13 protein-coding genes are annotated in these 13,710 nt (G+C 65.6%); 7 read left to right on the top strand and 6 right to left on the bottom strand.

The window, feature by feature from the left end; genetic code table 11:
• Positions 1–197 precede the first annotated feature (197 nt).
• Positions 198–1,361, top strand: coding sequence for a nitric oxide-sensing protein NosP (gene nosP / locus PQT43_RS30305; RefSeq protein ID WP_267269743.1), 1,164 nt, complete (start codon positions 198–200; stop codon positions 1,359–1,361).
• The gene (gene nahK, locus PQT43_RS30300) at positions 1,291–3,927 is read left to right on the top strand and encodes a hybrid sensor histidine kinase/response regulator NahK/ErcS' (protein WP_267269744.1); all 2,637 of its coding nucleotides are present in this window, start codon (positions 1,291–1,293) and stop codon (positions 3,925–3,927) included. The genes nosP and nahK overlap by 71 nt, the downstream gene beginning before the upstream one ends.
• A 191-nt stretch (positions 3,928–4,118) precedes the next feature.
• Here nahK and PQT43_RS30295 read toward each other — a convergent pair whose 3' ends face one another.
• From PQT43_RS30295 to PQT43_RS30270, 6 genes are all read right to left on the bottom strand, one after another.
• Positions 4,119–4,784: a response regulator transcription factor gene (locus PQT43_RS30295; RefSeq protein WP_102880312.1), complete on the bottom strand. Its 666-nt coding sequence runs from the start codon at positions 4,782–4,784 to the stop codon at positions 4,119–4,121.
• A gap of 46 nt (positions 4,785–4,830) precedes the next feature.
• The gene (locus tag PQT43_RS30290) at positions 4,831–5,373 is read right to left on the bottom strand and encodes a PQQ-dependent catabolism-associated CXXCW motif protein (RefSeq protein ID WP_272755476.1); all 543 of its coding nucleotides are present in this window, start codon (positions 5,371–5,373) and stop codon (positions 4,831–4,833) included.
• A gap of 581 nt (positions 5,374–5,954) precedes the next feature.
• Complete coding sequence (locus PQT43_RS30285) at positions 5,955–6,749, bottom strand: ABC transporter permease (protein ID WP_060838512.1); 795 nt, start codon at positions 6,747–6,749, stop codon at positions 5,955–5,957.
• A complete protein-coding gene (locus tag PQT43_RS30280; protein WP_272755474.1) occupies positions 6,746–7,504 on the bottom strand; it encodes an ABC transporter ATP-binding protein in 759 nt (252 codons plus the stop codon). The genes PQT43_RS30285 and PQT43_RS30280 overlap by 4 nt, the downstream gene beginning before the upstream one ends.
• On the bottom strand, positions 7,501–8,475 hold the full coding sequence (locus PQT43_RS30275; RefSeq protein ID WP_015635007.1) for a YVTN family beta-propeller repeat protein: 975 nt from the start codon (positions 8,473–8,475) through the stop codon (positions 7,501–7,503). Before PQT43_RS30275 ends, PQT43_RS30280 begins: the two co-directional genes overlap by 4 nt.
• A 30-nt stretch (positions 8,476–8,505) precedes the next feature.
• Positions 8,506–9,690 carry an ABC transporter substrate-binding protein gene (locus tag PQT43_RS30270; protein WP_267269745.1) on the bottom strand — a complete coding sequence of 395 codons (1,185 nt, stop codon included), beginning with the start codon at positions 9,688–9,690 and terminating at the stop codon, positions 8,506–8,508.
• Positions 9,691–9,881: 191 nt separating this feature from the next.
• On the opposite strand from PQT43_RS30270, the gene PQT43_RS30265 reads away from it, so the two are divergent.
• The 5 genes from PQT43_RS30265 (at position 9,882) to PQT43_RS30245 (ending at position 13,661) form a co-directional block, all read left to right on the top strand.
• Positions 9,882–10,004: a hypothetical protein gene (locus PQT43_RS30265; protein ID WP_258010305.1), complete on the top strand. Its 123-nt coding sequence runs from the start codon at positions 9,882–9,884 to the stop codon at positions 10,002–10,004.
• A 2-nt stretch (positions 10,005–10,006) separates the two neighbouring features.
• Positions 10,007–11,278, top strand: coding sequence for a sensor histidine kinase (locus PQT43_RS30260; protein ID WP_265074551.1), 1,272 nt, complete (start codon positions 10,007–10,009; stop codon positions 11,276–11,278).
• The gene (locus PQT43_RS30255) at positions 11,278–11,916 is read left to right on the top strand and encodes a response regulator (RefSeq protein ID WP_060838517.1); all 639 of its coding nucleotides are present in this window, start codon (positions 11,278–11,280) and stop codon (positions 11,914–11,916) included. The genes PQT43_RS30260 and PQT43_RS30255 overlap by 1 nt, the downstream gene beginning before the upstream one ends.
• 172 nt (positions 11,917–12,088) lie before the next feature.
• Complete coding sequence (locus PQT43_RS30250; RefSeq protein ID WP_016967320.1) at positions 12,089–12,406, top strand: helix-turn-helix domain-containing protein; 318 nt, start codon at positions 12,089–12,091, stop codon at positions 12,404–12,406.
• A complete protein-coding gene (locus PQT43_RS30245; RefSeq protein ID WP_272755472.1) occupies positions 12,399–13,661 on the top strand; it encodes a type II toxin-antitoxin system HipA family toxin in 1,263 nt (420 codons plus the stop codon). The genes PQT43_RS30250 and PQT43_RS30245 overlap by 8 nt, the downstream gene beginning before the upstream one ends.
• The last annotated feature ends 49 nt before the right edge of the window (positions 13,662–13,710 follow it).

Here is a 13,710-nt window from a genome sequence, read left to right as displayed (position 1 = left end):
CATATCTCCCGCATGTCCCGTAGGAGCCGGCATGCCGGCGAAGTGGCCCGCCAGCCTTGCACCAAACCGGCCGACGCCTTCGCTGGCAAGCCAGCCCCTACGCCCATGGAACCGGCTACCCGCTACCCAAGTAGCATTCGTCCCCCGGGGCCGGCTTCGTACACTCATTGCTCAGACAACCCGCGCCGGAGGCGACGATGCAGCAAGCCCAGAGCGAGGGCGTGGTCAGCGCCATGTCCCAGGCCGTCGATCCGCAGCAGGTGGCCCAGGACCTGGCCAGCCAGTTGCTGCATCCGCACCTGGGCTTCGTGCTGTTCTTCTGTTCCGCCGAATACCCCCTGCAGACCCTCGGCCCGGCCCTGCAGCAGAGCTTTGGCGGCATCCCCCTGGTGGGTTGCACCAGCGCCGGGGAGATCACCCCCCTGGGCTACGGGCGCAATTGCGTGACCGCCATCGGCTTCGATCACCGACACTTTTCCATCGCCGCCGAGCTGATCGATCAGATGGAGCACTTCAGCCTGATCGACGCCCAGCAGATGGTCGAACGCCTGGTGGGCCGCTGCCGCAGCAACACCCTGGCGCCGATCAAGGGCAACAGCTTCGCCCTGACCCTGCTGGACGGCCTGTCGAGCCGTGAGGAAATGGTCCTGGCCGCCCTCAGCGCGGCCCTGGGGGACATTCCGCATTTCGGCGGTTCGGCCGGCGATGACAACTACCTGACCCACACCCACGTGTATTTCGGCGGCGAGTTCCACAGCGGCGCGGCGGTGGTGGTGCTGGTCAACACCTGGCTGGATTTCGAGGTGTTCACCACCCACCACATCCTGCCCCGGGAAGAAAAACTGGTGGTCACCGGGGCCGACAGCGCCTCGCGCCGGGTCTATGAACTGAACGCCGAGCCCGCCGCCGAGGAGTACGCGCGGCTGATCGGCGTGCCCCTGGCGCAGCTCGACCACCGGGTGTTTGCCGCCCACCCGCTGGCGGTGCGCATCAACCAGCACTACTACGTGCGCGCGGTGCAGCAGGTGCACCCGGATCTGAGCCTGAGTTTCTACTGCGCGGTGGAGAACGGCATCGTCCTCACCGCCATGACCCCCGGCCCCTTGCTGCCCAACCTGCAACAGCTGTTCGACGGCTTGCAGCAGCGCCTCGGCGGGCTGTTGCTGACCATTGGCTGCGACTGCTTTTTGCGCCGCCTGGAGCTGGAGGATCGCGGCAGCCTGGATGAGATCGGGGCCTTTTTGCGGGAACAGCGGGTGATGGGTTTCAACACCTACGGAGAACAGTTCAATGGCATGCACATCAACCAGACCTTCACCGGGGTCGCCATTGCCCGCAGTCGAACTCCGGCCCGCCGCTGAGCTGCAAGCGCAGCTCGATGACCTGCAGCGCGAGAACCGCAAGCTGCGGCGCATCAACGAGGCGCTGATCGAACGGGTCGAATCGGGCATCACCCGCGGCAACGACCCTTACGCGGCGTTCCAGCATTCGGTGGTGCTGGCCGAGCAGGTGCGCGAACGCACCGACGCCCTGAACCAGGCCATGGCCGAGCTCAAGGCCGGCAACCATTTGCTCAGCGAAGCGCGGCTGCGGGCCGAGACGGCCCACCAGCACCTGATCGACGCCATCGAGAGCATTTCCGACGCCTTCGTGCTGTTCGACCAGGAGCAGCGCATCGTCCTGTTCAACAGCCGCTTCCGCGCCTTCTGGAGCCACAGCCGGGTACGAATCATGGCCGGCATGCGCCTCTCGGAAGTGCGCCGGCTGATGACCAGCACCGGGCTGTTCAGCGAAGAACCGCGCAGCGCCGGCGACGAACAACTGCTGTATCGCCTGCAAAACGGCCGCTGGTTGCAGGTCAGCGAGCGGCCGACCCGGGAAGGCGGGCGGGTGATCCTGTTCACCGACATCACCGAGGTCAAGCACAGCGAAACCCTGCGCCGGGAACAGGCGGTGGCGCAGAAATCCCACCTGCTGCAACGGGCGGTGGACAACCTGTCCCAGGGCGTGGCCATGGTCAACGCCGAGGGCATCCTCGAACTGTGGAACCGGCGCTTCCTTGAACTTAGCGGGTTGGCCCCGGTGGCCGCGCACCGCTTGTTTGCCGAGGTCATCGGCGACAGCGAGTTGAGCCTGCTGACCCCCGCCAGCCGCGACGGCAATGGCCGGGTGATCCATGAATGCGAGCAGCGTTTGAGCGATGGCCGGGTGCTGGAGATTCGCACCCATCCGCTGCCCACCGGCGGCTTCGTCAACACCTTCACCGACATCACCGAGCGTTACCAGCACGCTGAGGCCCTGAGTGAAAGCGAGCGCTGGATTCGCCTGATCACCGACCATGTACCGGCGCTGATCGCCTACCTGAATGCCGATCTGGTGTATGAGTTCACCAACAAGGTCTACGAGGAATGGTACTGCTGGCCGCGCGGCGTGATGCTTGGCCAGAGCCTGCGCGAGGTGCACAGCGAACAGCACTACCAGCGCCTGGAAAGCTATGTGGAACGGGCCCTGGCCGGGGAGAGCGTGACCTTCGAATTCGCCGAAACCAACATCAACAACCAGGAGCGCTACATGCTGCGCTCCTACGTGCCCAACCGCCTGGCCAATGGTGAAGTGGTGGGGATTTTCGTGCTGATCCGCGACATCACCGAGCGCCGGCGCACCGCCGAGGCCTTGCATCAGGCCTACCAGAACCTGGAGCTGCGGGTGCGCGAACGCACCGCCGAACTGACCACCCTCAACCAGCAGCTGCTGCGCGAGATCGAAGAGCGCAGCCGGGTCGAATCCCGGCTGCGCGAGGCCAAGGCCGAGGCCGAACGGGCCAACCTGTCGAAGACCAAGTTCCTCGCCGCGGTCAGCCATGACCTGCTGCAACCCCTGAACGCCGCGCGGCTGTTTACCAGCGCCTTGCTGGAGCGGCGCGATCCCCAGGCCAGCAGCGCCCTGGTGCGCAATGTCAGCAACTCCCTGGAGGATGTGGAAAACCTGCTGGGCACCCTGGTGGACATTTCCAAGCTCGATGCCGGGGTGATCAAGGCCGATATCGCGCCCTTTGCCTTGAGCGAACTGCTGGAAAACCTCGCCGCCGAGTACGTCCAGGTGGCCCGCAGCGAGGGCCTGGAACTGCACTTCGTGGCCTGCTCGGCGCTGGTGCGCAGCGACATCCAGCTGCTGGCGCGGATTCTGCGCAACCTGTTGAGCAACGCCATCCGCTACACCCGCCAGGGTCGCGTGGTGCTGGGCTGTCGGCGCCAGGGGCGCTGGCTGTCGATCGAAGTCTGGGACAGCGGTATGGGCATTGCCGCCGAACGCCTGGAGGAAATCTTCCAGGAGTTCAAGCGCGGCGAAGAACAGCGCCCCGACCAGGATCGCGGCCTGGGCCTCGGGCTGGCCATCGTGGAAAAGATTGCCGGGATTCTCGGGCACCGCATCGGCGTGCGCTCCTGGCCGGGGCGCGGTTCGGTGTTCAGCGTGCAGGTGCCCATCAGCGCCAGCGCGCCCTTGCCAGCGCCGCGCCCGGAACTGGGGGAAGTCCTGCTGGAGCGTTTGCACGGCGCGCGGATTTGGGTGCTGGATAACGACGCGGCGATCTGCGCCGGCATGCGCACCTTGCTCGAAGGCTGGGGCTGCCAGGTGATCACCGCCTTGTCCGAAGAAGACCTGGCGCGCCAGGTGGACGACTACCGCGCCGAGGCCGATCTATTGATCGCCGACTATCACCTGGACCAGCAACAGAACGGCATCGACGCCGTGGCACGAATCAACGCCCGGCGCGCCCTGGCGATCCCGGCGATGATGATCACCGCCAACTACAGCAACGAGCTCAAACAGCAACTGCGGCAGTTGGGCCACACCCTGATGCACAAACCGGTGCGGCCGATGAAACTCAAGACCGCCATCAGCCACCTGCTGACGCCCCCTGTGTAGCCGCTGCCGCAGGCTGCGCCCGGCTCCGCAGGAGACGCCAACCCTGGCAACGCGGTCTACCAGAACAACCCGCGTGCCCCGATTCACCGCCATGGCGTTGGTCGCAATGAATGCGCCGGTCTTCAGATCGCTGGAAGGGCCTTCGGCCCTTGTCGCAGCCTCGCCGAAGGCTCGGCAGCGGCTACAGAGGGTTAGCGGCGCAGGTAGGCGCCGAAATCGATATCACCGGCGCTGAGGATCGCTTGCACCCGGTTGTGCACGTTGAGCTTGCGCAGAATCGCCGAGACGTGGGCCTTCACTGTGGTTTCGGCAATGTCCAGGGTGTAGGCGATCTGTTTGTTGGACTCGCCCTTGGTCATGCGTTCCAGTACCAGGAGCTGTTTGCGGGTCAGGGCTTGCAGCAGTTCCGGGGGAAAGCTTGGGGTCTCGCTGTTGCGCCGCCCCGGCTGGCTTTTCTGGGTGCGGATGATGTCCGGCGGCAGGTACACGTTGCCATTGAGGATCTGTTCGATGGCGTCGGTCATCTGCGAGCGCGCCGAGGATTTGGTGATGAAGCCGACGGCGCCGTAGGTGATGGCCTGGAGCACGATCTGCTTGTCCTGCTCGGCGGAGACGATCACCACCGGAATGGTCGGCGCTTCGTTGCGCAGGGTGATCAGGCCGTTGAGGCCGTGCATGCCGGGCATGTTCAGGTCGAGCAGGATCAGGTCCAGGTCGTCGTGCTCCTGGGTCAGGGCCAGGGCGCTGTCCAGGTCGGCGGTTTCCATCACCTCGCTGCCGGGAAATCCGTCGCTGATGACGTTGTGGATGGCTTCGCGAAACAGTGGGTGATCGTCGGCTATCAGAATTTTATACATGGCCTTTCACCTCGTTATTGTGATTGTGCAGGGGGCTTTTGCGGCTTCAGGGAAAGGCTTCCGGCTGGGCCGCCACCACCGGCAGCCCGGCGGCCTCCCAGGCGTCCAGGCCGTCGCGATACCAGTAGAGGGAGGTATAGCCCAGGGCTGCGGCGCGTTTTACCGCGTTCCAGCTCAGCCAGCAATCGGCGCGGCAATAAAAGACCAGCGGTCGTTGCCGATTACCGGCGCTGAGCTGTTGCAGGTAGCGGCTGAAGTACTGCTGCCACTCTGGGCTCAGCTCGCCGTCGCCGGTATTGGCCAGCCAGTGGCTGCCGGGCAGGTTGGCGTGGGGCTCGCTGTCGATGAAGCGGCCTTGCAGCCATTGCCGGCGATAGACGTCGATCAGCAGCGGTTTGGGCTGCTGCTGGAGCAGGACCTGCAAGCCTTGGGTGTCGATGATCTGTGCAGCCTCTACCTGGGTGGGTGTCGGGCTGCGGTAGAGGCGGGTGCGATAGCCGTCGGCGGAAAACAGTGGAGTCTCGGCTTGGGCCATTCCCAGGGTCAGGCTCAGCGAGAGCAGGGCCAGGGTCTGCAGGGCACGGGGCATAAGGGGGTTGTCCTTCTTGTTATGGGCCCATTACATGCCAGCGCGGGTGCATTTGTGAATGCGACCATCGACAGCAAAAGCAGTACCAAAGTCGTAGGTTTTGGCTGGGCGAGGCTCTCGCGCTTGTCTGTAGCCGCTGCCGCAGGCTGCGAACGGCTTGGGCGGCATTCCGACGCAGGAGACGCCAAACCTGGCAATGCGGTCTATCAGAACAACCCGCGTGGCTCGATTCACCGCCCTGGGGTTGGTCGCGATGAACGCGTGGGGCTTCGGATCGCTGGAAGGTCCTGCGGCCCTTGTCGCAGCCTCGCCCAAGGCTCGGCAGCGGCTACAGGCGTTGCAGAGATTGCAGGGATTGCAGGGCTTCGTGTAGCCGCTGCCGCAGGCTGCGAACGGCTCCGGAGGAGACGCTAAACCTGCCGGCGCGGTCCATCAGGACAATCCACGGGCGTCGGTGCACCGCCATAGTGTTGGTTGTGATGAATGCGCGGGCCTTCGCATCGCTGGAAGGGCCTTCGACCCTTGTCGCAGCCTCGCCCAAGGCTCGGCAGCGGCTACAGTGGCTCTTTATCTGGAGATACCTAGGCGGTGCTTTTGCGCAGGGCGGCGTGCTGCGGGTTGAAGGTCAGCACTGCCAGCAGGGAGAACACCAGGGTCAGCCCCAGGCACACGGCCAGGGCCAGGAGGTTGAGGCGTTGATACAGGGCGAAGCGCACCAGCTCCACGGCGTGGGTGAAGGGGTTGAGGGCGCACAACCAGTACAGCCAGGGGCTGGCTTCGAGCATCTTCCACAGCGGGTACAGCGCCGAGGACAGGAAGAACAGCGGGAAGATCACGAAGTTCATCACCCCGGCAAAGTTCTCCAGCTGGCGGATGGCGTTGGACAGCAGCAATCCCAGGGCGCTGAGCATCAGGGCCACCAGCAGCAAGGCCGGCAGCGCGGCCAGCAGGCCCATGGCCGGCGGTTGCACGCCATACAGCCAGGCCACGGCGAGGAAGGCGTAGACCTGCAGCAGCGAGATCAATGAGGTGGCCAACAGCTTGCTGGCGAGCAGGAAGGCCCGGGGCAGGGGGCTGGTGAGCAGCACGCGCATGCTGCCCATTTCCCGGTCGTAGACCATCGACAGCGAGCCCTGCATGCCGTTGAACAGCAGGATCATGCAGGCCAGCCCCGGGACGATGTAGACCTCGTAGGGAATGTAGGTGCTGTAGGGCTCGATGATGGCGATGCCCAGGGCCGCGCGAAAGCCGGCGGCGAACACCAGCAGCCACAGCAGCGGCCGCACCAGGGCGCTGAGAAAGCGCGTGCGTTGCAGCACGAAGCGCAGCCATTCGCGCAGCACGATGCCGCGCAGGCATTGCCAGTAGGCGTTCATGCGAGCGGTTCTCCGATCGGGGCCGGGCGTGGCTGGGGATTCTGGGTCAGGCGGGCGAAGGCGGTGCCCAGGTCGCCGCCCTGTTCCTGGCTGATGGTGCTGGCCACGCCACTGGCCACCAGGCGCCCCTGATGCAGGATCAGCAACTGGTCGTCGGCCTGCACTTCATCCAGCAGGTGGGTGGTCCAGAGCACGCTCAGGCGCTGTTCCTGGCACAGCTGGCGAATGTGCCGGTTGAGGGCCAGGCGGCTGGCCGGATCGAGGCCGGCGCTGGCCTCATCGAGCAGCAGCAGGCGCGGTTCGTGCAGCAGGGCGCGGGCGATTTCCACCCGTCGGCGGTGGCCGCCATTGAGGGCGCGGACGCTTTCCCGGCGCCGCTCGCTCAGGCCCTGGCGCGCCAGTTCGGCGTCGATTCGCGCCTGCCCCTGGCGCCGCGACAAACCGTGCAGCGCGGCGTGGTAGTGCAGGTTCTGCTCGACGCTCAGGTCCAGGTCCAGGGTGCTTTGCTGGAACACCACGCCGAGCTGGCGCAGGGCGGCGCGGGCAGCGTTGCGCAGCGAGCAGCCGCCGACGCGGATGTCGCCCTGCTGCAGGTCGTAGAGCCTTGTGAGCAGGGCGATCAGGGTCGACTTGCCGGCGCCGTTGGGCCCCAGCAGGGCGGCAAAGCGTCCGGGAGCCAGGCTCAGGCTGACCTGATCGAGGGCCTGGCGCGGGCCGTAGGCGAAGCTCAGCTGGCTGACCTCCAGGGCGTTCATGGGGTCACCACCACGCCCCAGGGATAGCGCCCGACCTTCACCGACTTGAGCACCTTGAGGCTGTTCACATCGATCACCGAAACATCGCCGCTGACCCCGTTGGTGGCCAGCAACTGGCTCTGGTCCGGGGTGAATGCCAGCTGCCAGACCCGCCGCCCCACCAGCAGGTAGTCGAGGATCTCGTAGGTCTTGGCGTCGATCACCGCCACATGGTTGGCCGGGCCCAGGGCGACGAAGGCGTACTTGCCGTCGGCGCTGAGCTTGATGCCCACCGGCTGCACCTTGTCCGGGTGCACGCCCTTGATCTTGAAGTTCAGGGTCTTGAGCACCTGGCGCGTGGCCACGTCGAGGATGGTCACGGTGCCGCCGATTTCCGCCGAGGCCCAGAGCCTTGAGCCGTCCTGGTTGAACTCGACGAAGCGCGGGCGCTGGTCCACCAGGGTGCTGTCGGCCAGGGTCTGGGTGCTGGTGTCGATCCAGTGCAGCATGTTGGTGGTTTCGCTGGTGTTGACCGCCCACTTGCCGTCGGGGCTCACCGCCATGCCTTCGGGTTCGACCCCGACGTTAATCTGGCCGAGGACCTTGGCGGTCTCGGTGTCGATTACGGTGACCAGCGCATCGTCCTCGTTGGACACGTACAGCCAGCGGTTGTTGGGGTGTAGGGCGAACTGCTCGGGGTCCTTGCCGGACGGCAGCTCCTTGATGATCTTGCGGGTCGCTACGTCCATCACCTGGACCCGGTCCGAATCGCTGGCGCAGATGTACAGCAGCTTATTGTCATGGGACAGCAGCAACCCCCGCGGGCGCTGACCTACCGGCAGGGTCTCGGTGACTTCCAGGGTCTGCAGGTCGATCAGGCTCAGGCTGTTGTCCTTTTCGTTGGAGACCCAGGCCGTGGCGGCCATGGCGTGCCCGGCGGCGAGCAGCAGGCCCGCGCAGAGGGCGGAGCGGCAGAGAAGAGGGCGGCGCATGGCGGATTCCTTGTTGTTGTGGTTATGGGATCAGGGGTAGCGGCAGGTCACTTCGGGGCGGTCGTAGCCCAGGCTGTCCATTTCGTTGAAGGGGTGCAGGAAACCGTCCTGGGGCGAGGTGCTGACCAGGGCTCGGGGTTGCACCAGGGGAATGGGTTGACGCAGTTCGCCGTTCCACGGCCGGTAGCTGAGCTTGCGGCCCTTGAACCCGTCCAGGGGCAACTGGTCGCTGAGCAGCAGCGTCTGCAGGGCCCGAGGGTCGGCCTGACGCAGTTTGCTCACCGCGCTGGCGACGCTGCGCACGGCCATCCAGGCAGCGAAGTCGCGGTCGTTCATCCAGCGTCCGGCCTGGGCTTCGAAGCGTTTTTGCAACTGCGCGGCGCCGAAGGTCTCGACGCTCTTGTGCCAGCCGGTGGGGGTCAGGCCCTGGGTGCCGGCCACCGGGCGCGGGAACCAGGTCTGGTAGGGCAGGTATTCGCCGAAGTCGCCGCGCTCGTCGGCCACCAGCACCACGTCGTATTCGGCGGTCTGGGTGAACAGCGGCATGTCGGCCTGGGCGCTGCGGCGCTGGTCGTTGTCGAAGCTCCAGTCTTTCTCGGCGACCAGCTTCACGCCGAAGCGCTGGGTGGCCCGGCGCAGGGCGTCGGCGTAGGCCCGGTCGTCTTCGGTCTGGCCGACGATGAGCAAGGCCCGCTGCCATTTACGCAGCACCATGAACTGCACCAGGGCGTCGGCCAGCATCGCCCGGCCGGGCAGACTGTGCAGCACGTTGCCCAGGCACTGGCTGCTGCGCAGGCGGTCGTCGGGGCTGCCGGCGTTGAACAAGAGGCTGTCGGGCAGGGCGGCGGACAGTTCCCGCAGGCTGGCCGCCGGGGCATTCACCACGAACAGCCGCAGGCCCTGGTCATGCTGGGCCTTGGCGGCTTGCAGCAGTGCCTCGGGGCTGTCGACGCTGACGCTGTCGAGCTGGAACTGCTGCTTGAGAAAGCGCCCGGTGCTGTTGCTGTCGACAATCGCCAGCTGCGCGCCTTGCAGCCCGCTGTCGGCGGGCTCGGGGATGATATTGGACAGCAGCGGGCCGGGATCGGGGCGATAGCCCAGGTAGCCGATGCGCACCTGCAAGGTGTCCTCGCTGGCCTGGCTCGCGGCCAGGGGCAACAGGACCGAGGTCAGGGCCAGCAGGCAGGTCAGGATAAGCGGGGCAGGCTGGTGCATAAGGCACTCCACGGCAGGTGGCGCCAGCATAGGAACAGCGTCGGGGCGGGGAAATATGCAGAAAGTAGCGCTCGGGCAGTACCAAGGTAGTAGCCCGGCGCGGGGGCGGCGGTCTTAGCATGGTCCCAGCGGCCCCGACCCCGGCCTGAACCCGCCCCGAGCCCTGAGCCCGAACCTTGAGAGAGATGCTCATGCGCATCATCAAAGTGCTGCTCCTGCCCTTGCTGCTGATCCTCAGCCTGATCGGCGTCGATCGTCTGCACGGCCCGCGTCCGGTCCTGCCCCTGGCGGTGCCCTTGGTTCCGGGGCGCTAGGCATGTCGGCGCTGTGGCGGATCAACCTGTGGGTCACGGCGTTCTTTGCCGTGGTGACCCTGGCCTGCGCCGGCTTGCTGCTGCATCAGGCGGTGGCCGATGTCGAACGTGAACTGCAGTCCGCCGCAGCGGTGGTGGAGTACTTGAGCGACAGCGCCGAGCGCAACCCGGCGGGCCTGCAGCCGCACCTGACCCAGAGCCTGCGTCATGTGCGGGTGCACTGGCTGGCGCCTGACGAGGCGGCACGCATGCCGGAAGAGGCAGGGCTGGACGCCTGGCTCGGCCGCCAGCTGTTCAGCGACCGTCTCTACAGCGCCCGCGAACTGGACCTGGGCGACGGGCGCCGGGTGCTGATCGCCGTGGACGCGCGGGATGAGATCGACGAAGTCTGGGATTCCCTGCAACAGCTGCTGAGCCTGTGCGGCCTGGCCTTGCTCCTGAGCCTGCTGACCATCCGCTGGGCAGTACGCCGTGGCATGGGCTTGCTGGATGATTTGCTGCGGGCCTTGCAGCAAGTATCCGGCGGGCAACTGGCGGTGCGCCTGCGCGAAGCCGGCCTGCCGGAAGCGCGACAACTGGCCGGACACTTCAACCGCATGACCGCGACCCTGGAACAGACCCGCGCCGACAACACCCAACTGACCCAGGCCCTGCTGGCGGTGCAAGAGCGCGAGCGCACCTACCTGGCGCAGACCCTGCACGACGACCTCGGGCAATACCTGGCGGGCATCCGCGCCCAGGCCTGCCTGCTACGCATGGTCAGCAACCAGCCCACGGTGGTGGAGCACACGGCCCAGGCCCTGGAGCTCAACTGCGAGCGCTTGCAGCAAGGCTTTCGCGCCCTGGTGCAGGACCTGTACCCGGTGGTGCTGCAGCACCTGCCACTGGCCGAAGCTTTCGGCCTGCTGGTGAGCCAATGGCAGGACAGCCAGGGCATCGACTGCCAATTGCGGGTCGGCGCCGACCTGCCAGCGTTGCCCGACGCCAGCAAGACCCACCTCTACCGCCTGCTGCAAGAAGCGCTGACCAATGTCGCCCGGCACGCCGACGCCAGCCAGGTACGGGTGCGCCTGCAACGCAGCGCCCGGGGCCTGCGCCTGCTGGTGCGCGACAACGGTTGCGGCGCGCGCCAGCCCCAGCGCCCCGGCGTCGGCCTGCACTCGATGGCCGAACGGGCCCGCAGCCTGGGCGGCGAACTGCACATCCTCAGCCGTCCCGGCGCCGGTTGGGCGCTGGCCTTGAACATGCCCCTGAACATGCCCATGGAGGCCTGATGAACATCTTGTTGGTGGATGACCACGCCGTGGTCCGCCAGGGTTACGCCAGCCTGCTGCGCGCGGTATTGCCGGCGATGCAGGTGCGCGAAGCGGCCAGCGGCGAAGAGGCCCTGACCCGAGTGGCCGAAGAAGTGCCGAACCTGGTGATCATGGATTTCGGCCTGCCGGGCATCAGCGGCCTGGAGACCACCCGCCGCCTGCGCCAGCGCCTGCCGCAGCTGCGGGTGCTGTTTTTCAGCATGCACGACGAACTGCCCCTGGTGCGCCAGGCCCTGGAGGCGGGTGCCTCGGGCTACCTGACCAAGAACTCCGCGCCCCAGGTGCTGATCGAAGCGGTGCACCGCGTGCTGGCCGGGCACGCCTACATCGAACAGCCCCTGGCCACCCAACTGGCCTGCACCCCGGCGCAGAATGCCAGCGACCCGCGTTTGCAGAGCATGACCCAGCGCGAGCTGGAGATCTTCGTGATGCTGGCCAAGGGCACCCCGGCGCGGGTGATTGCCGAGCAGCTGTGCATCAGCGCCAAGACTGTGTCGAACCATTTGACCTTGCTCAAGAGCAAGTTGCAGGTCAGCTCCCATGCGGAGTTGGTGCATTTGGGGATTGATATGGGGGTGGTGCGGGTGGCGGGGTGAGGGGGGGGCAGCGGCTAGCTGCAAGTGGCAAGATAAATCCAGTATTTCGCTTGTTATCTGACTGATTCGAGGGATAAGAATCAGATTTATGAAGTTATTTGGTTCTCCAGAATCTCTCGGATAACTCTATAATTTTGAGTGTTATGTGAGATTTAAGGATTTAACACTCGATATGCTGAATTTAACGCTTGCCAGGCCGGATGAGGTGCTCAAGCTGCTTTGCACCCGCCTGCGCCAGGAACGCCTGTCCCAGCAGATGACTCAGGCCGAAGTCGCCGCCCGTGCTGGCATCGGGGTTGGCACCCTGTCCAATCTGGAGGCCGGGCGTAGTGTCGCATTCGACAGCGTGGTTCGCGTGGCGATGGTGCTGGGGCGTCTTCGCGAGCTGGAGCAATTGTTCCTGCCGCAGCTGGACAGCCTCGACGACATCCTCCGTTATGAACAGGGCGCCCAGCGGCAGCGCGTCAAAAGGAAGTCCGCCGATGCTTAAGCAAGTCGATGTCTACTACGACGGTTGGGGGGAGCACTGGCGCTGGGGTTCGCTGGTATCCACGACGGCGCTGACCGGCCGCCCCTTGATTGCCTTCGAGTACAGCGAGGAGGCACAGGATCGCGGCCTGGAACTGTCGGCCTTGCGCTTGCCGCTCAAGGGCCCGAGGCTGCGTCGGGACTTTCCCGATCATCAACTGTGGCTGCCGGGGCCGGTCTATGACTCGCTGCCTGACGGTTGGGGCATGTTGCTGATGGATCGCTTGTTCAAACGTCGCGGTCTCAACCCCGCGCAGATTGGTCCTTTGGAGCGACTGACCTATATCGGCACCCAAGCCATGGGCGCGATGTCGTTCGAGCCTGTGGCGCCGGAGCTGTTCATGGCGCCTGAAGAGGTTCCCCTTGAGCGACTGGCCGCCGAAGTTCAGGAGGTGCTCCATGGTCAGGGCGGGGAGTTTCTGCAGCGACTGCTGCGGATGGGCGGCTCGCCGCAGGGCGCTCGACCCAAGGCCTTGCTCTATCGCGACCCTGCGGGAGGGCGCTTCAGCACGGCCGCGGCATCTGGCCTGGAAGCCTGGTTGATCAAGTTCCCGGGAGCGGGTGAACACCCCGAGGTCTGTGCTATCGAAGCTGTCTACGTGCAATGCTTGCGCGAATGCGCCATCGAAACGTCGGACAGTGAACACTTCGAGCTACCCAATGGGCAGGCGGCCTTCGCCACCCGAAGATTCGACCGGCACAAAGACATGCGCGTGCCCATGCAAAGCCTAGCCGCCTTTACCGGTGCGGACTACCGAGCAGCCGGGGCGCTGGACTACAGCAATTTCCTGCGGGCAACCCAGTACTGCTGCAATGATGTGCGGGAAAAGGCGCTGGCCTTTGCCCGGATTGTGTTCAACGTGGCGTTCAACAACCGCGACGACCACCCGAAGAATTTTGCCTACCTTATGTCGTCGAGCGGCCAGTGGAAGCTGGCGCCGGCTTACGACGTGACCTTCTGCGAGGGGCCGGGCGGCTATCACCAGATGGACGTATTGGGCGAGGCGTTGCACATCACTCGCAAGCACTTGCTCAGGCTCGCGGCTCAGGAGGCGGAGCTTTCGGCCAGGGATGCCAGCGACATCATCGAACGCATCTGCCAGGTTGCCAGCGGCTTTACCTGCTGTGCCCGGTCCCGGTTCCCGGGTGGCATCAGCGCGGACACCTTGAGCATGATTCAGGCGCGTATCGACGAAAACCTAGCGCGACTGGGCTAGCGGGGCTGTAGCTGCTATTGAACCGATGATTGCTCCAATAGCAGGTACA

This window comes from Pseudomonas sp. BLCC-B112 (assembly GCF_028550695.1).
GTDB classification, from domain to species: Bacteria; Pseudomonadota; Gammaproteobacteria; order Pseudomonadales; family Pseudomonadaceae; genus Aquipseudomonas; species Aquipseudomonas danubii.
Note: the sequence above shows the minus strand (reverse complement) of the source record. Positions and strands in the feature narration are given on the sequence as shown.